This window comes from Streptomyces sp. RK62 (assembly GCF_018070255.1).
GTDB lineage: Bacteria > Actinomycetota > Actinomycetes > Streptomycetales > Streptomycetaceae > Streptomyces > Streptomyces nigra.
On record NZ_JAGPYD010000007.1, the window covers coordinates 307731 to 327048 of the forward strand.

The 19318-nt window shown below is 71.1% G+C and carries 15 protein-coding genes; 5 read left to right on the plus strand and 10 right to left on the minus strand.

Annotation, left to right across the window (positions count from 1 at the left end; genetic code table 11):
• Window positions 1-50: 50 nt before the first annotated feature.
• On the plus strand, window positions 51-1145 hold the full coding sequence (locus tag KBY32_RS15995) for an AI-2E family transporter (protein ID WP_210980503.1): 1095 nt from the start codon (window positions 51-53) through the stop codon (window positions 1143-1145).
• Here KBY32_RS15995 and KBY32_RS16000 read toward each other — a convergent pair.
• Complete coding sequence (locus KBY32_RS16000; RefSeq protein ID WP_210980504.1) at window positions 1079-3262, minus strand: SpoIIE family protein phosphatase; 2184 nt, start codon at window positions 3260-3262, stop codon at window positions 1079-1081. The genes KBY32_RS15995 and KBY32_RS16000 overlap by 67 nt on opposite strands.
• A 190-nt stretch (window positions 3263-3452) precedes the next feature.
• Here KBY32_RS16000 and aspS point away from each other — a divergent pair, with 190 nt between their 5' ends.
• A complete protein-coding gene (gene aspS / locus KBY32_RS16005) occupies window positions 3453-5216 on the plus strand; it encodes an aspartate--tRNA ligase (RefSeq protein ID WP_115504456.1) in 1764 nt (587 codons plus the stop codon).
• Window positions 5217-5296: 80 nt separating this feature from the next.
• On the opposite strand, the gene KBY32_RS35860 is transcribed toward aspS, so the two are convergent.
• From KBY32_RS35860 to KBY32_RS16040, 7 genes are all read right to left on the minus strand, one after another.
• Window positions 5297-8473 (minus strand): VCBS repeat-containing protein, encoded by a 3177-nt coding sequence (locus KBY32_RS35860; RefSeq protein ID WP_210980505.1) that lies wholly within the window; start codon window positions 8471-8473, stop codon window positions 5297-5299.
• A gap of 132 nt (window positions 8474-8605) precedes the next feature.
• Complete coding sequence (locus KBY32_RS16015; protein WP_055621130.1) at window positions 8606-9361, minus strand: nucleotidyl transferase AbiEii/AbiGii toxin family protein; 756 nt, start codon at window positions 9359-9361, stop codon at window positions 8606-8608.
• Window positions 9362-9379: 18 nt separating this feature from the next.
• Entirely contained in the window at window positions 9380-9745 is a 366-nt protein-coding gene (locus tag KBY32_RS16020; protein WP_055621131.1) for a PH domain-containing protein, read from the minus strand.
• A 37-nt stretch (window positions 9746-9782) separates the two neighbouring features.
• Entirely contained in the window at window positions 9783-10259 is a 477-nt protein-coding gene (locus tag KBY32_RS16025; RefSeq protein WP_210980506.1) for a hypothetical protein, read from the minus strand.
• Between the two features lie 79 nt (window positions 10260-10338).
• The gene (locus KBY32_RS16030; RefSeq protein ID WP_210980507.1) at window positions 10339-10947 is read right to left on the minus strand and encodes a Uma2 family endonuclease; all 609 of its coding nucleotides are present in this window, start codon (window positions 10945-10947) and stop codon (window positions 10339-10341) included.
• A 34-nt stretch (window positions 10948-10981) separates the two neighbouring features.
• Entirely contained in the window at window positions 10982-11857 is an 876-nt protein-coding gene (locus KBY32_RS16035) for a helix-turn-helix domain-containing protein (protein WP_210980508.1), read from the minus strand.
• Window positions 11858-12008: 151 nt separating this feature from the next.
• On the minus strand, window positions 12009-12554 hold the full coding sequence (locus tag KBY32_RS16040; protein WP_210980509.1) for an ATP-binding protein: 546 nt from the start codon (window positions 12552-12554) through the stop codon (window positions 12009-12011).
• A gap of 155 nt (window positions 12555-12709) precedes the next feature.
• Here KBY32_RS16040 and KBY32_RS16045 point away from each other — a divergent pair, with 155 nt between their 5' ends.
• Both KBY32_RS16045 and KBY32_RS16050 read left to right on the plus strand, forming a co-directional pair.
• Complete coding sequence (locus KBY32_RS16045; protein WP_210980510.1) at window positions 12710-13561, plus strand: helix-turn-helix transcriptional regulator; 852 nt, start codon at window positions 12710-12712, stop codon at window positions 13559-13561.
• Window positions 13558-13776: a DUF397 domain-containing protein gene (locus KBY32_RS16050; protein ID WP_210980511.1), complete on the plus strand. Its 219-nt coding sequence runs from the start codon at window positions 13558-13560 to the stop codon at window positions 13774-13776. Before KBY32_RS16045 ends, KBY32_RS16050 begins: the two co-directional genes overlap by 4 nt.
• Here KBY32_RS16050 and metG read toward each other — a convergent pair.
• Window positions 13749-15458: a methionine--tRNA ligase gene (metG, locus tag KBY32_RS16055; protein ID WP_210980512.1), complete on the minus strand. Its 1710-nt coding sequence runs from the start codon at window positions 15456-15458 to the stop codon at window positions 13749-13751. The two genes, KBY32_RS16050 and metG, sit on opposite strands and share 28 nt — an antisense overlap.
• Window positions 15459-15614: 156 nt before the next feature.
• The gene (locus KBY32_RS16060) at window positions 15615-16994 is read right to left on the minus strand and encodes a VWA domain-containing protein (protein ID WP_210980513.1); all 1380 of its coding nucleotides are present in this window, start codon (window positions 16992-16994) and stop codon (window positions 15615-15617) included.
• Window positions 16995-17259: 265 nt separating this feature from the next.
• Here KBY32_RS16060 and KBY32_RS16065 point away from each other — a divergent pair, with 265 nt between their 5' ends.
• Window positions 17260-19314, plus strand: coding sequence for a PhoX family phosphatase (locus KBY32_RS16065; RefSeq protein WP_210980514.1), 2055 nt, complete (start codon window positions 17260-17262; stop codon window positions 19312-19314).
• Window positions 19315-19318: the final 4 nt, after the last annotated feature.

Below are 19318 nucleotides of genomic sequence, written 5' to 3' on the forward strand. Positions count from 1 at the left end.
CCCGGATCGCCGCGCACGACACCCGGCCCGGCTCATGATCCGCTGGAGGGGTGCAGGCTCCCCCACCGTTGCTGCCCGGGCCCGTCCGCCGCCTCGCCGCGTGGTGTGCCGTCTTCCTGCTCGTCGCCGGGGTCGTCTACGTCGGCGTCCTGCTGACGGTGGAGCTGAGCACGGCGGTCGTCCCCGTGCTGCTCGCGCTGCTCGGGACCGCTCTGCTGGGCCCGCTGCACCGGCGGCTGGTCAAGGCGGGCGTGAACCGGTCGCTGGCCGCCGGGCTCACCTGTGTCGCCGTGGTGGCCGTGGTCGGCGGGGCCGTCTACATCGTCGCCGCCGCCGTCGTGGAGAGCGGTGACGAGATCGTCGCCTCGCTCCAGCAGGCCGGACGCGATCTCACCGAGCGCTTCGGGCCCGCCGGGACCTCGCTGGACGACCTCGCCGGCAACTCCCGCGAACTGCTCTCCAAGTTCGGCGGGACCGCCGCCTCCGGTGTCATCAGCGGGGTCAGCGTGGTCGGCGAGACCATCGCGATCGGCGTGCTCGCGCTGCTGCTGGTGTTCTTCTTCCTGCGCGACTCCCACCGGGCCGCCGGCGTGCTGCGCTCCCTGGTGCCCCGGCACAGCGGCGACCTCACCGAGGCCATGGCCCGGCGGGCCTTCCGGGCCGTCGAGGGGTTCATGCGGGGGACCACCTTCATCGCCCTCATCGACGCCCTGTGCATCACCGTCGGCCTGCTGATCCTCGACGTACCGGGCGCGGTCGGGCTCGGCGCGCTCGTCTTCATCGGGGCGTACATCCCCTATCTGGGCGCGTTCATCTCGGGTGCCGTCGCCGTGCTGGTCGCGCTCGCCGACCGGGGGTTCGTCATCGCGCTGTGGGTCCTCGGCATCGTGCTCGCCGTGCAGCAGCTGGAAGGGCATGTGCTGACCCCGATGATCCAGAGCCGCACGGTCCAGATGCACCCGGCCGTCGTCATGGTGACGATCACCGCGGGCGCGTCCGTGGCCGGCATCCTCGGGATGCTGCTCGCCGTGCCCCTGACGGCCGCCGCCACCGGCGTCGCCCATGAACTGAGGGAGCGTTACGCCCGTCCCGACCCGCCCGGCGCCACGGCCGTGCCGGAGCCGTCGCCGCCGCCGGACTCGTAGAGCTCGAACCAGATGGTCTTGCCCTCGCCCAGGGGGTCGACGCCCCAGGCGTGCGCCAGCAGCTCGATCAGGATCAGCCCCCGCCCGGACGACGCCAGCTCTCCGGGCCGGCGCATGTGCGGCAGGTCGTCGCTGGTGTCGGACACCTCGATCCGCAGCCGGCGGTCCCCCGTCCCGCCCCGCACCTCGGCGCGCAGCAGGGCGTCCGCGTCGGTGTGCACGAGGACGTTCGTCAGCGTCTCGGAGAGCAGGAGGACCGCCGAGTCGACCTGGTCGGGCACCGCCCAGTCGTGCAGCAGCTCCCGCAGCTGCTGCCGCGCCGCCGCCACGCGCTCCGGCTCCGCCTGTGCCACCGACATCATCGTGCGACGGACCGCGGGCCGTCCGGGAGCCCGGGTGCCGGACGGGCCCTCGCCCTGCCGGCGCAGCAGCAGGACCGCGATGTCGTCCTCGCGCCGGTCGGCGAGCGGGCCGGGGGTGTGATGGGAGGACGGGCCGTGGACGGCCTGGACGAGCGCGTCGGCGAGGGACTCCAGATCGCCGTCGTGGCCCTCCAGGACGGTACGGATCCGGCGCCAGCCGGTGCCCAGGTCGTGGCCGCCGGTCTCGATCAGGCCGTCCGTGCAGATCAGCATGGTCTCGCCCGGTTCCAGCGTGAGCGTGGTCGTGGGGTAGTCGGCGTCCGGGTCGATGCCCAGGGGCAGCCCGCCGGCCGTCGAGCGGTTCAGCACCGTGCCGTCGGCCATCCGGATGGCCGGGTCCGGGTGACCGGCGCGGGCGACCTCCAGCACCCCGGTCACCGGATCGACCTCCACGTACAGACAGGTCGCGAAGCGCAGCGCGGCAGGGTCCTCCTCGGCGGTGCCGAACGTCATGCCGTGCAGGAAGCGGGAGGCGCGGGACAGCACGGCGTCCGGGCGATGGCCCTCGGAGGCGTAGGCGCGCAGGGCGATCCGCAGCTGGCCCATCAGCCCGGCGGCCCGCACGTCATGGCCCTGCACATCGCCGATGACCAGCGCGAAACGGCCACCGCCCGAGGACGGCCCCCCGGGCAGCGGGATCATGTCGTACCAGTCGCCCCCGACCTGGAGCCCGCCGCCGGTCGGGACATAGCGTGCGGCGACCGCCATCCCCGGTATCTCGGGGCCCAGCCGGGGCAGCATCGACCGCTGGAGGCCGTCCGTCAGCTCCCGCGCGGTCTCGGCGGCCTCGGCCCGGGACAGGGCCTGGGCGAGCATGCGGGCCACCGTCGTCAGCACCGAGCGCTCGTCCGGGGTGAACGCGACCGGATAGGCGAACGCCGCCATCCAGGCGCCCATCGTGCGGCCCGCCACGACCAGCGGCAGGAACGCCCAGGACCGCCGGTGGAAGCGCGCGGCCATCGGCCAGGTCGCCGGATAGCGCTCCTTGTACTGCTCGGGGGAGGACAGATAGACCGCGCGGCCGGCGCGGATGACCTCGGACGCCGGGTAGTCCGACTCCAGGGTCAGCCCCTTGAAGGGGTCCTCGTCGCCCGGTTCGTACCCGTGATAGCCGATGACCGTCAGCCGGTCGCCCGTCACGCCGAACACCGCGAGCCCGTCCGGGGAGAAGCCCGGCATGGCCAGGCCCGCCGCGACCCGCAGCACCTCCGACGTCGAGCGCGCCTCCGCCAGCGCCCGGCCCGCGTCCAGCAGGAACGCCTCCCGTGAGCGGCGCCAGTCACCCGTGACGGCGGTGCGCTCCGAGGAGGTGCCCGGCGCCGGCTCGGTGACCTCCTGGAGGGAGCCGGTCACCTCGAACGTGTGCTTCTCCTGGTCGAAGGCGGCATGGAAACGGCTGCGCCCGACCCGGACGACCCTCCCCCGGTCGTCCATGATCCGTACGCGCACCTCCCCGAGCGTGCCCTCGGCCACGGTGAGCTGGATCACGGAGGTGATCTCGTTCCAGTCCACCGGATGCAGACGCGAGCGGACCTGGGCCTGACTGAGCGTGCGGGGTTCGGCCGGCAGCCCGAGCAGCCGTGCCGCCTCCGCGTCGACCGTGACCAGCCCCGTCTCGGTGTCCCAGTGCCACAAACCCGTCGCGAGGACGGTGAGGACCTCCTCCACGGCGGGCAGGGCCTCACCAGTGCGCATGGCCCCACTCTAAGAAGAGCTGATCGCTTACTGCCACCGAAGCCGTCGCGGTCCGGCGGTTCCGGGCGCGGGAAAACGGTGGGGAGGCGATCACGGGCTGCCCGGTAGGCTTGGGTGGAGTTTCACGTGAAACAAAGCCTCTCCCTCACGGGAACCACGCCCCCGATCCGCGAAGACTGGATGAACGACGATGCATCGGTACAGGTCCCACACCTGCGGCGAGCTCCGCTCCTCTGACGTCGGCACCGACGTCCGGCTGAGTGGCTGGCTGCACAATCGGCGCGACCTGGGCGGCATCCTCTTCATCGATCTGCGCGACCACTACGGCATCACGCAGCTCGTGGCCCGCCCCGGCACCCCCGCCTACGAGGCCCTGGACAAGGTCTCCAAGGAGTCCACGGTCCGCGTCGACGGCAAGGTCGTCTCCCGTGGCGCCGAGAACGTGAACCCCGACCTGCCCACGGGCGAGATCGAGGTCGAGGTCGGCGAGGTCGAGCTGCTCGGCGCCGCCGCCCCGCTGCCGTTCACGATCAACGCCGAGGACGGGGTCAACGAGGAGCGGCGTCTGGAGTACCGCTTCCTGGACCTGCGCCGCGAGCGCATGCACAAGAACATCATGCTGCGGTCGTCGGTCATCGCCTCGATCCGCTCGAAGATGGTCGCCCTCGGCTTCAACGAGATGGCGACGCCGATCCTGTCCGCGACCTCCCCCGAGGGCGCCCGCGACTTCGTGGTCCCGTCCCGGCTGCACCCCGGCAAGTTCTACGCCCTGCCGCAGGCGCCGCAGCAGTTCAAGCAGCTGCTGATGATCTCGGGCTTCGACCGCTACTTCCAGATCGCGCCCTGCTTCCGCGACGAGGACGCCCGCGCCGACCGCTCGCCGGGCGAGTTCTACCAGCTCGACGTCGAGATGAGCTTCGTCGAGCAGGAGGACGTCTTCCAGCCGATCGAGAAGCTCATGACCGAGCTGTTCGAGGAGTTCGGCAACGGCCGCCACGTCACCTCGCCGTTCCCCCGCATCCCGTTCCGCGAGGCGATGCTGAAGTACGGCTCCGACAAGCCGGACCTGCGCGCTCAGCTCGAACTGGTCGACATCACCGACATCTTCGAGGGCTCGGAGTTCAAGGCGTTCGCCGGCAAGCACGTGCGCGCGCTGCCGGTGCCGGACGTCTCCGCCCAGCCCCGCAAGTTCTTCGACCAGCTCGGTGACTTCGCGGTCTCCCAGGGCGCCAAGGGCCTCGCCTGGGTGCGGGTCGGCGAGGACGGCGGCCTGACCGGCCCGATCGCCAAGTTCCTCACCGAGGAGAACGTCGCCGAGCTGACCAAGCGCCTCGCACTGGCCCCCGGCCACGCGGTGTTCTTCGGCGCGGGTGAGTTCGACGAGGTCTCGAAGATCATGGGCGCGGTCCGCGTCGAAGCCGCCAAGCGCGCCGGCCACTTCGAGGAGAACGTCTTCCGCTTCTGCTGGATCGTCGACTTCCCGATGTACGAGAAGGACGAGGAGACCGGCACGATCGACTTCTCGCACAACCCCTTCTCGATGCCGCAGGGCGGTCTTGAGGCCCTGGAGACCCAGGACCCGCTGGACATCCTGGGCTGGCAGTACGACATCGTCTGCAACGGCGTCGAGCTGTCCTCCGGCGCGATCCGGAACCACGAGCCCGAGATCATGCTCAAGGCGTTCGAGATCGCCGGCTACGACCGTGAGACGGTCGAGGAGAAGTTCGCCGGCATGCTGCGCGCGTTCCGCTTCGGCGCCCCGCCGCACGGCGGCATCGCCCCCGGCGTCGACCGCATCGTGATGCTGCTCGCCGACGAGCCGAACATCCGCGAGACGATCGCCTTCCCGCTCAACGGCAACGCCCAGGACCTGATGATGGGCGCGCCGACGGAGCTGGAGGAGGCCCGGCTGAAGGAGCTGCACCTGTCGGTGCGCAAGCCCCAGCCGAAGTAGTCGCGACGCACAAAAGGGCGGTGGCCCGGAACCGCGGGGTTCCGGGCCACCGCCCTTTCGCATGGCCGGCCCGAGGAGGGTCAGGACACGAACTTGTAGCCCTTCCAGCCGGTCGCGATCTGCGTCCGCGAGCCGAACGAGCCCTTGCCGTCGCCGTTGTTGCGCCACAGGTAGCCGTTGCTGTCCCGGGAGACCAGGTCCGGCTTGCCGTCGTCGGTGATGTCGCCGACGCCGACCACGGTGTTGTAGGAGCCGCCCCAGTCGGAGAAGACCTTCACGCGGGCGGCGAAGGTGCCGTCGCCCTTGCCGTTGTAGCGCCACAGCGTGTTCGCCGAGTCCTGCACGAGCAGGTCCGCCTTGCCGTCGCCGGTGATGTCGCCGACGCCGACGATCTTCCGGTGGCTCTTCCAGTTCGAGTAGAGCGTGACCCGGGAGGAGAGCTTGCCGGTGCTGGTGCCCTTGAACAGATAGACCGTGCCGGTCGAGGACGCCCGCGCGATCAGGTCCGGACGGCCGTCCCCGGTGACGTCACCGGGCGAGGTCAGCACGTTGTACTGGGTCCAGCCGCTGCTCGCCAGCGTCGTGTACGACGTCGAGGGTGTCACCGCCTTGCCGCAGCCCGGCTTGTACAGCCGCAGCGCGCCGCTGCTGTAGCGGACCAGGACGTCGTTGCAGCGGTCCCCGCTCAGGTCGCCGAACGGAACGGCCAGAACGCTCGTCGCCCAGCCGCTGCCGGTGTACTTCGAGCTGAACTTGCCGGTGCCGGTGCCGCTGTGGAACGTCAGCCCGCCCGAGGAGTTGAGGGTGAGCAGGTCGCCGCGGCCGTCGGGCCCGTCGGGGCTGGTGTGGTCGTGGCGGACGGCCGCGCCCCGCGAGAGGAAGGCGGAGCCCGAGCTCACGGTGAGCGCGGAGGACGTCCCCTGGGCGGTCGCCTTCAGCGTCCAGGTGAACTTCCCGGTCGGGAACCAGCTGCCGCCCGAGGTCTTGCCGTTCCAGGTGGCCGACACCAGGTCCTGCGCGGCGCCACCGGTGATCGTGCGGGTGGCCTTGCCCGCGGCGCCGCTCTGCAGCGACGTCAGGGTCAGCGACCACGAGCCGACCGGACGGGACAGGTACCAGAAGCCGGTGAGCGGCTCGGCGCTGTCCACATAGCTCGACACCTTGGTCTCGAAGGCCGTCAGCGGCGACGGCGTGACACCGGTCGTCGCGACATGGGTCTGCTCGAAGGAGTCGAACCAGGCGACCAGGCCGGTGTACTCGTCGACGGCCCAGCGGTAGCGCCGGTCGGCGGGTCCCTTGTCCGGCAGCCCGGAGGCGATGATCCGCGTGGTGCCGGTCGCCGCCTCGGTGAGGACCAGCCGGCCGGCCGCGTGGTCGTGGCGGACGGTGAACCCGTCGCCGAGCAGTACGTCGCCGGGGGTGACCGCCCGGGAGGTGCGGGCCGTGCTGTCGTACACGCCCGCCGAGGCGGTCCCGCAGGCCCAGTACACCCAGCGGCCCGCCGCCTGGAGTTCGCTCGGCACACAGGACAGGCCGGGCACGGTGACCGTGGCGAGGGTCTTGTCCGTGATCAGGCTGTACGAGGTGAGCTGCCCGGCGGTCGTGGTGGCGCTCCACAGGGTGGGGCCGTTCAGCGCGGCGGCCCGGACGGACCGCTTCAGCTGCTGGCCCTGGCCGAACTCGCCGATGTACTGCATCGGGGAGGAGCCGCCCGAGTTGTAGACGGCGTGGTCGTCGGAGACGTCCACGAGGGTGCCGCCCGCCGTGTGGAACTCCAGCGTGTGCGAGCCGATGGAGTCGATCCGGTCGGCGTTGTCCAGGCCGCTGCCGCCCTCGTCGCCGTCGTAGTACGTGCTGAGGTGAACGTCGCTGGAGCGGCCGTCGCGGTAGCGGCCCCACAGCGCCGAGCAGGCGGTGTCCGGGTAGGGGCACTTGGCGACGATCGAGGTGCTCGCCGTGGCGGCGGACGCGGTGAGCTTCGCGCCGCCGTCGGTGGTGAGCGCGCGCACGGAGGTGCTGTCGGCCGAGCGGTTCGGGTCGTCCTCGGCGACGCGCAGACTGCCGCGTGCGAGGGCGATGCCGGTCTTGGTGTTCTCGTACGGCGCCACCTTGACCAGTTTGGTCAGCTGCGGGGTGCCGTCGGGTCCGGCGCTCACGCGCTGCACCCACCAGTCGGCGGAGGTGGTGCCGCCGGTGACGAGGGCGCCGCCATCGGGAGTGGCGACCGGGTTGGCGTACGACGCGCTGAGCAGCGTTCTGCTGGTGCCGTCGGTCAGCGAGACCGCCTTGACGCCGGGGGCGCCCGCCAGGACCAGCCAGTCGCCGACCAGGGCCGGGGTGGGGACCGGTGTGGTGGTGTCGTCGGAGCCGGGCACCGGGACGGTCTCCGCCGCGGTGAGGTCGGCGCGCGGCTTGAGGTGCAGACCGGCGGCCTTGGTGTACCAGCCGACGCGGTCCTCGGTGAGGAGCACCTCGGGGGTCGTCTCGCGGGACAGGCCGGTGAAGACGGGGGTGAGGTGCGCGTCCGCGAAGTCCAGGTAGGCGACGGTGTACGTCGTCAGGTCGCCGTTCGCGTCGCGGTCCGGGTAGGTCAGCAGGGCGCCCTTCGCGTCGCCGGTGCGCCCGAAGTTGTTCTCCCACACACCACCGGCCGGGAACCCGGTGACCGCCCGGTCGCGCTGGGCGCCGTCGACCAGGTCGACCAGGTGCGGGACGTATCCCTCGCCCTCGCGCTCGATCGCGACCGTGGTCGTGCCGTAGGTGCCGATCCGGGACGCGGACGAGCGCAGGTCCACGGTCCGCAGGGCGCCGCCGCCCGGGCTCCACAGGGTCACCGGGTCGCCGTAGCTGCGGTGCGGCAGGGCGACGGTGTCGGCGCCCTGCCCGAACACGCCGGAGGCGCAGCGGGACCCGAGGTCGTAGCAGCTGGTGGTGGTCGGCTTGTAGACGCCGGACGCGTCCTCGACGGTGACGGTGGTGCCGTCGTCGTAGTCCGTCCAGAGCAGCCCCGCGACACTGGCCTGCCGGTGCAGGAAGCCGGTCTCGCCGGCCACGAGCACCCGGTCGCTGCGCCGGGTCTCGTCGCGCGGGGCGTCCAGGACGATCTCCGTGGTGGCGGGCGCCGCGTTCGTGGTGGCCGCCTCGGCGCGGCCGTCCCGCGCCCCGGAGAAGAAGGTGATGGTGCCGGCCGCAAGGGCGGCCGTCAGCGTGGAGACCAGGACGGCGCGACCGCCCCGTCTCAGGGCGTGTCTGCCCACGTGAGGTTCCCTCCCCTACGAGGGCCCCTGCCCTCGCACAAGTGGCCGAATGCTACCAGTGGCAGGGATCTTCCCGGGAGGGCGTTTGCGCAGGTGAAGCCGGGTGAATGGCGAGGTGGGCCTGGCCGGTTCTCACTCCTCGGGGGGTGGCCGCAGGGCCTCCTCCTCCAGCAGGCGTTCCGCGATGTCGTCGGCCCAGGCACGGATCCAGCGGCGCAGCTCCGGCACGGCGTCCTCGGCGAGGCCCCGGGCGGTGAACTCGCGGTCGTCCAGCAGGTCCGTCGCCTCCAGCCGGGACTGCAGATCGGCGGGGTCGAACGTGTCCCAGGCGTGCCGGCGGCCCTGTTCCTCCAGGTCGGGGAAGCTCCAGCCGGGCGCGGCCAGATACACGTCGACGACGTCCCGGGCGGTGCCGCGGTCGGTCAGGGCCCGGACCTTGGTGCCGATGACGTCCTCCAGGGCGAGCGCCGGGCCCAGGTCGGTGGTGACCGGGGGCCGCCAGAAGGTCTCCTTGACGACGTCGACCGTGCGTTCCTCGCCGGTGTCGGGGTCGGTGACGAGCAGCCGCGCCGACAGCGGGTCGGTCTCCACGGGCCGTACGTCCCAGCCGCGTTCGGCGAGCCCGGCGCGGAGCACGGCTGCTAGCCGGTCCATGGGCTCGGCGGCCTGCGTGGCGAACTCCAGCGGGCGCGGCCGGCGCCGACGCCGGTGGTCCTCCGCGCCCGGCAGTTCCAACGCCTCCGCGCCCACGTCGCGCGGGGGCGCCTCCCGCCGCGGCGCGGGCGCGAGCCCGTGGGCCCGTACGGCGCACTCGCCGGCCAGGACGAGTGCGTAACGGGCGCCCACGGTCAGGACGTCGGTGGTGAGATGACGGCGGCTCGGGATCATGATCCGCCGATTATGGTCCTACCCGGCGACGAACTGCGTCAGGATCGCCTGCACCTCGTAGATGTCGACGCCCTTGGTGAACGTCTTCTCGATCGGGACGGAGTTGCCCGAGACCCAGATCTTCAGCTCGGCGTCGAGGTCGAAGGTCCCGGCGGTCTCCACCGCGAAGTGCGTGATGCTGCGGTACGGGATGGAGTGGTACTCCACCTTTTTGCCGGTGATCCCCTGCTTGTCGACCAGGATCAGCCGCCGGTCGGTGAACAGGATGGTGTCCCGTATCAGCAGGTACGCCGCGTGCACCTGCTCCCCGTGCCCCAGCAGCCGCGCGTAGTCCTGCTGCGCCTGCCCCTGGTCGATGGTGTGGGCGTTGCCGAACAGTGCCATGGATGACCCCCCTTGGTAGGCCAGCCATCGTATGGGATCAGGTGTCGTACGTTCCGTCCCACGGCTCGCCGAACCCCAGGTGGTCCGGGTACAGCTCGGCCCAGCCCTCCCCGTCGTCCTCGCCGGTCACGAGACCGAACAGGACGTTGTCGACGGTCAGTTGGAAGGGCCGTACGGCGATGTCCGTGTACGTGCGCCGGGGGAGGCCGCGCAGCCGGGTCGCGAGGTGCACGCGGGCCCGGGAGAGCACCGAGTCCGGGCCGTCGGGGTCGCGCTGCTGCTCGGCCCAGGTGCCCGCGCACCAGATCTCCGAGTCGCGGTACGTGCCGTCGGATTCGAAGGTGTGCAGCACCGCGTAGAGGCGTTTCTGTTCTTCCCAGCCGGGACCGAGCTCGAAGCCCTTGGGGAAGGCGTAGGTGACGGAGCCCATGAACTGCCCGTCCTCGTAACAGCCGATCGCCTCGGTGCGGCCGTGGGGCTCGTAGGCGATCGGAATGACCTCTGGGACTGCCATGGCGAAAACCATACGGTCGTAGCGGGGGTGGTGGTGGCGGTGGGGTCGGATCGTTGCCGAGCGGCGGGGCGATTCTTCTCTAAGCTCCCGAGTTGGCGTCCTCGTAGCGGGGCAGGTCGTCGGTGGAGATGGTCCAGTCGGCGATCGTGACGTCCTCGCCGTACACGAAATCCTTGCGGGTGGCGTAGCGGGGGCCGTCGGGGGTGGCGTGGATGTCGGTGAGGACGGCGCCCGTCCCCGTGCGGGGATCGAAGATCGCGTAGACCGGGACGCCGATCAGGGGGTAGTCCCGCAGCTTGGTGACCCAGTCGTTGTCCGGGTTGGAGCGCGAGACGATCTCGACGGCGGCGATGAGCGTCCGAGGATCGAAGGAGCCCTGCCCCTCCATGTCGGCCTCGGCGATCACCATGAGGTCGGGGCGGCGCATGATGCCTTCCGGCACCATCTCGACGTCGGGTTCGCCCGCGTGCGCCACGATCTCCTCGGGCATCACCTTCTCCAGGCGCTTCCGAAGACGCAGCGCGGTGAGCTCGTGCGGCCGCACAGGCGACGTCATGTCGACGACGATTCCTTCTTTGGTGATCTCGAACTTGCCCGGGAGGGTGCCGGCCGTGGATTCCACGAAGTCGCGCATGGCCCGGTACAGGAGGGAAGCGCCCCGCTGCGCGTTGTCCGGTGCGATGGTCATGGCGCTCGCTCCTCGTCGTCTCTGCCCAGGGGCTTCATGCTAGGCGCCCTGCGACATGTCGAGCGGATCGGCAGTCGCGGCAGTGGCCTGGGGTGGGGGAGCGGAAGGCTCGGTCGCAGCCTTCGCAGGTCTGGAGCCGGTGGCGGGGTTCAGGGGCCGGTGGCGCCGGGGGGCGGAACGGGGGTGGGGGTGGGAGCTGGGCCGTCAGGCGGTGGGCCAGGAAGGCCGCCGGGCGGATCAGGGGCTCGTGCGGCAGGTTCTCGGTGAGGGCGCGCCGTACGGCGGTGGGGGTGATGTCGCGCTCCAGCCAGGCGGCGACACCGGGGGCGAGGTGTTCGGCGTCCGTGGCGGACAGGAGCAGGCGCGGGTCCTCGCGGCGCAGGCCCGACAGGACGTCGACGGCCGTCTGGAGGAGGGCCGTCCAGGGGCGCGACGGCTGGGGGACGGTGGGCAGTCGCTTGCGGGGCGCGGGCTCCTCGGGGGAGGTGCGGCGGGCGGGCCTGCGGGTGGTCTGCTCGCGGGCGCCCCGGTGGCCCGGCCGGTTGCAGGAGACCGTGCGGGTGACGATCCGGCCCGTCGCCGTGCGTTCGCGGGTGCGGCGCAGGTAGCCGCGCTCTTCCAGCTCGCGCAGGGCGGCGGCGATCCTTGTGGGGCCCTCGGGGAAGCGGGCGGCGAGCGTCTTGATGTCGACGGCGGTGCCCGGCCGTACGGACTGGATGTGGCAGGCCAGTCCGATGGCGAGCAGGGACAGGTCCGGGTGCTGGACCAGGTCGTTGCCGATCACCGTGAAGTTCTCGGTGTGGCGGACGTGGTCGTGGACGACGCCGGCGGTCCGGTGCCCGTCGGGGTGGTTCTTGCGCCGGATACGGGACTGGGCGCGCGCGGGCGCGCTAGGGTTTTCGCTATCCATCGGGAAGCTCTCTTCTTCCTCGGTGGTCAGGCCCTCGCCTTGGGAGTGCTAGTCCCGGCGAGGGCCGTCGCATGTCTTGGGGTTGTCGTGTGCTGCTGGCGCTGAGCGTAAGGCAGGCAACCGGGCCCATATCCAGCCCACTTGGGCATATTCACTCGCGGGAGTGAGTTTGCTCGGCGGGAGGGAGGGGTGGGGCTTGGCGGGGTGCTTTCTCCCCAGTGGGTAGTACATAGGGAGCGCAGGTGGGACCGGAGATTGGGCGGTCAAGTTCCGGTGACAGCGCGGTGCGGACGGTGACTTCGGCCCAGACCGTCTTGCGGGGTGGCAGGCTGCGGGCGACGCCCCAGCGGTCGGCGAGGGCGGTCACGAGGGTGAGGCCGCGGCCGGATTCGGCGGTGGGGTCGGGGGCTTCGTGGTGCGGGAGTTCGTCACCGCACGTGTCCGTGACCTCGATGCGGAGCGTCGTGCCGACCACGTAGAGCAGGAGCTGGAAGTTCCGGCCGGGGACGCGGCCGTGGGTGGCGGCGTTGTTGGCCAGTTCCGCCACGATGAGCTGGGCCGGGTCCAACGGGAGTCCCCAACGGCGGAGTTGTTCCGTGGCGAGCAGGCGGGCGAGGCGGGCACCCCGGGGGGTCGGGGACAGCAGCACGCTGAAGTTGCGGACGGGGTGTCCGGGGGCGTCGGGCTTCTGATTCACGTCACTCAGAGTGGTCGCATGTGCCTACCGTGGGGAGTGATGCCGTGGTTGCGTACGGTCACTGTCCAGTCGTTGTCCGGTGCTGTCCGGGCCTGTCGGGGCGTTGCGTACGGGTAGGGCGTGAGCGGTGCGAGGCGGACGACGGAGGGGTGCGCATGCTGAGGACGGAGGCCGACGAGCCGGGGTGGGAGGTGGACCCGGACGACGAGTGGGGCGTGGCCGTGGTCGCCACCGTGGGGCGGCAGTTGAAGCTCCGGCGCGAGGCGGTGGGGATGCGGGCCGGGGAGTTCGGCAGGGCGGTGGGGTACGGGGAGGACCTCGTCTACAAGATCGAGAGTGGCAAGCGGATTCCCCGGCAGGAGTATCTGGACAGGGCGGACGAGGTGTTGGGGGCGGGTGGGCTCATCGCCGCGGCCTGGGAGGACGTGAAGAGGGTCCGGTACCCGAAGAGGGTTCGCGAGCTGGGGCAACTGGAGGCGCGGGCGGTGGAGATCGCTCTGTACGAGTGCCACATCATTCCCGGCCTGCTCCAGACGCCGGATCACGCCCGGTCGGTGATCGGTGCGGCGCAACCCCCGTACTCGCCTGATGACGCGGAACGCATGGTCGCCGCCCGTCTGGCCCGGCAGTCGGTCTTCCAGCGCTCACCCGCGCCCGCGATGAGCTTCGTCCTGGAAGAAGGGGTCGTGCGGCGTCCCATCGGGGGCACAATGGCGTGGCGTCAGCAGCTCGAACGTCTGCTGGAGGTGGGCCGGTTGCACCACGTCGTGCTGCAGGTGATGCCGATGGACTGCGACACCCACTCCGGTCTGGACGGCCGGATCGAGCTGCTGAAGTTCCCGGACGGCACGGCGGTGGGCCGCTCGGACGGAGCGTTCAACGGGCGGCCGACCCATGAGCCCAAACACCTGCGCATCCTCGAACTGCGGTATGGCACCATCCGGGCTCAGGCGCTCTCGCCGAGGGAGTCGCTGGCCCTGATCGAGCGAATGCTGGGAGAGACATGAACCGCGAGACCGAGCTGGTGTGGTTCAAGAGCAGTTACAGCGGCGGCAACGACGGCAACTCCTGTGTCGAGCTCGCCCTCGCCCCCGGCACCGTGCACGTACGTGACTCCAAGTACGGCGAAGCCGGCCCGCGCCTCGCGCTCGGGGCGGAGGCGTGGGCCGGCTTCGTCGGGTGGCCGGTGTCGGACTACTCGCCGCCGAAGCGCTCCTTGTAGAGCTCCAGGTCGTCGTCCGTCAGCTTGGCGAAGAGGACCGGCGGGACGATGAAGGGGGTGCCGACCGGGACGGCGGTCAGGGACCTGGCCTCGTCCGGGGTCACCCAGGTCGCCGTGTCGTCCGGCAGGGAGAACGCCTCACGCATGGCCTTCGACGTCGTCGGGATGAACGGCTCCGACACCACCGCGTACAGGTGGATCAGGTTCATCGCCGTGCGCAGCGTCAGCGCCGCCGCGTCCTTGTCGGTCTTGATCTCCAGCCAGGGGGCCTTCTCCTCCAGGTAGGAGTTGCCCGCCGACCACAGGGCCCGCAGGGCCGACGCCGCCTTGCGGAACTGCAGCGACTCCATGTGCGACTCGTACTCGGCCAGCAGTTCCGCGATCTGCTCGCCCAGCTTCGTCTCCGCCTCGCCGGGCTCGCCGCCCGCCGGGACCTCCTCGCCGAAGCGCTTCTTCGAGAAGGACAGGACGCGGTTGACGAAGTTGCCCAGGGTGTCGGCGAGGTCCTTGTTCACCGTCGCGGTGAAGTGCTCCCAGGTGAAGGACGCGTCGTCCGACTCCGGGGCGTTGGCGATCAGGAAGTACCGCCAGTAGTCGGCGGGCAGGATCTCCAGCGCCTGGTCCGTGAAGACACCGCGCTTCTGGGACGTCGAGAACTTGCCGCCGTAGTACGTCAGCCAGTTGAACGCCTTGACGAAGTCGACCTTCTTCCACGGCTCCCGGATGCCCAGCTCCGTCGCCGGGAACATCACGGTGTGGAAGGGGACGTTGTCCTTCGCCATGAACTGCGTGTAGCGGACCTCGGTGTCGACGTCGTACCACCACGACTTCCAGTCGCGGTTCTCCGGGTCCTGGTCGGCCCACTCCTTCGTCGACCCCAGGTACTCGATCGGGGCGTCGAACCAGACGTAGAAGACCTTGCCCTCGGCCGCCAGCTCCGGCCAGGTGTCCGCCGGGACGGGCACGCCCCAGTCCAGGTCACGGGTGATCGCCCGGTCGTGCAGGCCCTCCGTCAGCCACTTGTGGGCGATGGAGGAGGCCAGGTGCGGCCAGACGCCGTCGTGCCGGGTCACCCACTCCGCGACCTCGTTCTGCAGCTTGGACTGGAGGAGGAAGAGGTGCTTGGTCTCGCGGACCTCCAGGTCCGTGGAGCCCGAGATCGCCGAGCGCGGCTCGATCAGGTCGGTCGGGTCCAGGACGCGCGTGCAGTTCTCGCACTGGTCGCCGCGGGCCTTGTCGTAGCCGCAGTGCGGGCAGGTGCCCTCGACGTAGCGGTCCGGGAGGAAGCGGCCGTCGGCCGGGCTGTACACCTGGCGGATCGCGCGCTCCTCGATGAAGCCGTTCTCGTGCAGCTTGCGGGCGAAGTGCTGGGTGATCTCGACGTTCTCGGCGCTGGAGCTGCGGCCGAAGTGGTCGAAGGCGAGGGCGAAGCCGTCGTAGACCGCCTTCTGCGCGTCGTGCGCCTGGGCGCAGAACACGTCCACGGGGAGGCCCTGCTCCTTCGCCGCCAGCTCGGCGGGGGTGCCGTGCTCGTCCGTCGCGCAGATGTACAGGACGTCGTGGCCGCGCTGGCGCAGGTAGCGGGAGTACACGTCCGCCGGGAGCATGGACCCCACCATGTTGCCCAGGTGCTTGATCCCGTTGATGTACGGAAGGGCGCTGGTGATGAGGTGTCGAGCCATCGCGGGCTGCTCCCAAGTCGTTACGTGGGGTGACGGGTGCCGGGTTCTGCGGCCGCTGCCGTCACTTTCGAACCTTGAAATCGTAGCCGACATGGGCGAGCCGCCCGCCTCCCGTTTTGAGGGGTGGGAAGCGGGCGGCTCGGGTGTCTGTGGGTCCTACGGGCGCCAGGACGACAGGATGCCGTCGTAGAGCTGGTCGTCCGTGAGCTCCAAGGGGGACTCTCCCGCGAAGAACGTGGCGGTGTTGCCCGTCTTCAGCTTGCGGAGGTAGTCGAACGCCTTCTGCTCGGGGTCTCCGAAGGCGACGATCGAGAAGAAGACGTTCGGGTGCTTCTTCGCGGCGTCCGTGAGGGCCTGGTTGGCCGGGGTCTTGGCGTCGGGGGCGCCGTCCGTCTGGAACACGACCAGGGCGGGGGTGGCGGGGGCCGTCTTGGCGTGGTGGGCGACGACCTCCTCCACGGCTACGTGGTAGCTGGTGCGCCCCATGCGGCCGAGGCCGGCGTGGAGCTCGTCGATCTTGTTCTCGTGCTCGGTGAGGGTGAGCTCGCCGGTGCCGTCGAGTTCGGTGGAGAAGAAGACGACGTGGACGGACGGGTCCTTGTCGTCCAGGTGGGCGGCGAGGGCGAGGGTCTGCTCGGCGAGGGCCTGGGCGGAGCCGTCCTTGTAGTACGGGCGCATGGAGGCGGAGCGGTCGAGGACGAGGTAGGTCTTGGCGCGGGTGCCGGTGAGGTTGTGGGTGGCGAGGGCCTTGGCGGCGGCGGTGTGGGCGGTGCGGAGGTTTGTGGGGACGGGTGTCTCTTCGGCCTCGGCTTCGCCTTCGGCCTTTTCGTTCCCACCCGCACCACCCGTGCTGCTTTCGTCGTCGGGTGCGGGTGGCCCCTGGGGGGCTTCCTCGTCGTCGGCGGCTGCGGCGGGTTCCGGCTCTGCCTCAGCCTTCGGAGCCTCCGGCTCCTCGACCTCGGCCTCCGGCTCAGGGGCGGCCTCGGCGACCGGCTCCGGCTCGGCAGTGGCGGGCTCGGGCTGCTCCTCGGCCTTGGGGGCCTCCGGCTGCTCGGCTTCCGCGACCGGCTCGGGCGCAGTCTCGGGCTCCGGGGACGGCTCGGGCTCCGCCTCAGCGACGGGCGCGGGCTCCGGCTCGGCGGTCGGTTCCGGCTGTTCCTCCGCCTTCGGCGTCTCCGCCTCCGCCTTCGGCTCCTCGGTCGCCGGCTGCTCGGGCTTCGGGGTCTCCGTGGCCGCCTCGGCCGCCGGCTTCGGCTCCGTGGCCGGTTCCTCGGCCTGGGCCGCCGGCTCCGATTCTGCTGCCGCAGGCGATTGCTTGGGGACCGTTACGTTGTCGAAGGCTGCCGAGACCAAGTCGTGCTCGTTCTCGGTGTCCGACTTCTCCGGCTCGGACGAGCGCGGCTCCGGGACCGTCGCGGTAGCGGTCGTCGTGGCGGTCGGCTGCGGTTCCTGGGAAGGAGTCGCACCCTCCGCCTCGGCGGTCCGCCCCTTGCGTGATCGGCCGAACGCGTTCCGCAGGAGAGTGAGAATGCCCATGTGCGCAACCCTTCGCGTGAGTTGATGCCCGTAGATCCCTGGCCAGGACGGACACGTAAGGTTAGCGGCCCCTGGTGGTGATCTTGGGGAGGGGTGAACACAAGCGCTCCCCCTCGTCAAGGTCGCATCGAGCCGCCTCCCGGCGTCTCGGACAGCCACCTTCGGTTCACTCTGTGTTCACGCGCGCGCCCCGCGTCCGCTCGGCCGCGCCCCTAGCGTCCCCCACGCCGTATCTCCAGGGGAAGCAAGGGGAGTACCAGCAGCCATGCGTATCCAGTTGCCCATCGTCGGCGTCGACGGCGCCGCGCACCACGGGGGCAGAGCAGCCCTCACCTGCCGTTTCCGATGTGGGGACGCCTGTTTCCACGAGGTTCCGAATACCAGTGCCAACCTGTACGTAGGGGACGTCGTCGCCGGGGCCCTGAGCCGCCGTACGGTGATGCGGGCCGCCGCCGTCGTCACCGCGGCCGCCGCGGTCGGGGCCTCCGCGACCGTCGCCGCTCCGGAGGCGAGCGCCGTGGGCGGTCACCGTGGGGGCCGGGGTGCGCGTGGGCTGCGGTTCGCGCCCGTCGCGCCCAACACCGCCGACACCGTGACGATCCCGGACGGCTACGCCCAGAACGTCGTCATCCGCTGGGGCGAGCCCATCCTGCGCGGTGCGCCCGCCTTCGACCCGGACCGGCAGACCGCCGAGGCGCAGGCCGGGCAGTTCGGCTACAACAACGACTTCCTCGCCCTGCTCCCGCTGCACGGCGAGCCCCACCGGCAGATCCTCGTCGCCAACCACGAGTACACCGACGAGGTGCTCATGTTCCGTGGCTACGACCCCGAGAACCCGACCCGGCAGCAGGTCGAGGTCGCCTGGGCGGCCCACGGGCTGTCCGCGGTCGTGGTGGAGGAGGACCGCCGGTCGGGGAAGCTCACTCCGGTGCCCCGGCACCCGCTGAACCGGCGCGTGACGGCGACCACCGAGTTCCGGGTGACCGGGCCGGCCGCCGGGTCCGAGCTGCTGAGGACCTCCGCCGACCCCACCGGCACCAAGGTGCTCGGCACCCTCAACAACTGCTCCGGCGGCGTCACCCCGTGGGGCACCACCCTGCACGGCGAGGAGAACTTCAACCAGTACTTCGCCCACGCCACCCGCGCGACCGACAAGCGGTACGGGCTGGGCAGCGGCGCGACCGAGCGCAAGTGGGAGCGGTTCGACCGGCGCTTCGACGTGGCCCAGGAGCCGAACGAGTCGCACCGCTTCGGGTGGGTCGTCGAGCTCGACCCGTACGACCCGACCGCCGCGCCCCGCAAGCGCACCGCGCTCGGCCGGTTCAAGCACGAGGGCGCCACCGTGCGGCTGACCGGCGACGGGCGGCCGGTCGTGTACTCCGGTGACGACGAGCGCTTCGACTACTTCTACAAGTTCGTCGGCAGCAAGCGGATGCGGAAGGGGGCGGGCCGGGCCGTCCGGGAACACAACCTGTCCCTGCTGGACGAGGGGACGCTGTACGTCGCCCGGCTGAGCGGAGACTCCCCCGCCATCGAGGTCGACGGGACCGGGAAGCTGCCCGCGGACGGTGAGTTCGACGGGAGCGGCGAGTGGATCCCGCTGGCCACCGCCACCGCGCACGGGGCCGTCTCGCACGTCGAGGGAATGAGCGCGGAAGAGGTGTTCGTCTTCACGCGGCTCGCCGGGGACAAGGTCGGCGCCACCAAGATGGACCGGCCCGAGGACATCGAGCCCAACCCGCACACCGGCAAGGTGTACGTGGCCCTGACCAACAACAGCAACCGGGGCGTCGGGTCGAACCCCAAGCCCGACGAGGCCAACCCGCGCGTCGCCAACAAGCACGGCCAGATCCTGGAGCTGACCGAGCACCGGGGACGGGCCGACAGCGAGCGGTTCGCCTGGTCGCTGTTCCTGGTGGCGGGTGACCCGGACGACCCGGCCACCTACTTCGCCGGGTTCCCGAAGGACCAGGTCTCGCCGATCTCCTGCCCGGACAACGTGGCCTTCGACCCGCACGGCAACCTGTGGATCTCCACGGACGGCAACGCCCTCGGCCACCACGACGGCCTCTTCGGCGTCGCCACGCGCGGGGACCGGCGCGGGGAGCTCAAGCAGTTCCTGACGATGCCGAAGGGCGCCGAGACCTGCGGACCGCTCGTCCAGGACCGGCGGGTCCTCGTGTCCGTGCAGCACCCCGGTGAGATCGACGGGGCGACGGCGGAGAAGCCGCTGAGTACCTGGCCCGACGGGCCGGGGCGGATCAACCGGCCCGCGGTGGTGGCCGTGTGGCGGGCGGACGGGCGGGACATCGGCATCTGAGGCC

Bases quoted from the DNA above. Each gene is read 5' to 3' on its own strand.
- KBY32_RS16000 (WP_210980504.1), bottom strand. From the start codon at position 3,262: ATGCGCACTGGTGAGGCCCTGCCCGCCGTGGAGGAGGTCCTCACCGTC.
- aspS (WP_115504456.1), top strand. From the start codon at position 3,453: ATGCATCGGTACAGGTCCCACACCTGCGGCGAGCTCCGCTCCTCTGAC.
- KBY32_RS16015 (WP_055621130.1), bottom strand. From the start codon at position 9,361: ATGATCCCGAGCCGCCGTCATCTCACCACCGACGTCCTGACCGTGGGC.
- KBY32_RS16020 (WP_055621131.1), bottom strand. From the start codon at position 9,745: ATGGCACTGTTCGGCAACGCCCACACCATCGACCAGGGGCAGGCGCAG.
- KBY32_RS16025 (WP_210980506.1), bottom strand. From the start codon at position 10,259: ATGGCAGTCCCAGAGGTCATTCCGATCGCCTACGAGCCCCACGGCCGC.
- KBY32_RS16030 (WP_210980507.1), bottom strand. From the start codon at position 10,947: ATGACCATCGCACCGGACAACGCGCAGCGGGGCGCTTCCCTCCTGTAC.
- KBY32_RS16035 (WP_210980508.1), bottom strand. From the start codon at position 11,857: ATGGATAGCGAAAACCCTAGCGCGCCCGCGCGCGCCCAGTCCCGTATC.
- KBY32_RS16045 (WP_210980510.1), top strand. From the start codon at position 12,710: ATGCTGAGGACGGAGGCCGACGAGCCGGGGTGGGAGGTGGACCCGGAC.
- KBY32_RS16050 (WP_210980511.1), top strand. From the start codon at position 13,558: ATGAACCGCGAGACCGAGCTGGTGTGGTTCAAGAGCAGTTACAGCGGC.
- metG (WP_210980512.1), bottom strand. From the start codon at position 15,458: ATGGCTCGACACCTCATCACCAGCGCCCTTCCGTACATCAACGGGATC.
- KBY32_RS16060 (WP_210980513.1), bottom strand. From the start codon at position 16,994: ATGGGCATTCTCACTCTCCTGCGGAACGCGTTCGGCCGATCACGCAAG.
- KBY32_RS16065 (WP_210980514.1), top strand. From the start codon at position 17,260: ATGCGTATCCAGTTGCCCATCGTCGGCGTCGACGGCGCCGCGCACCAC.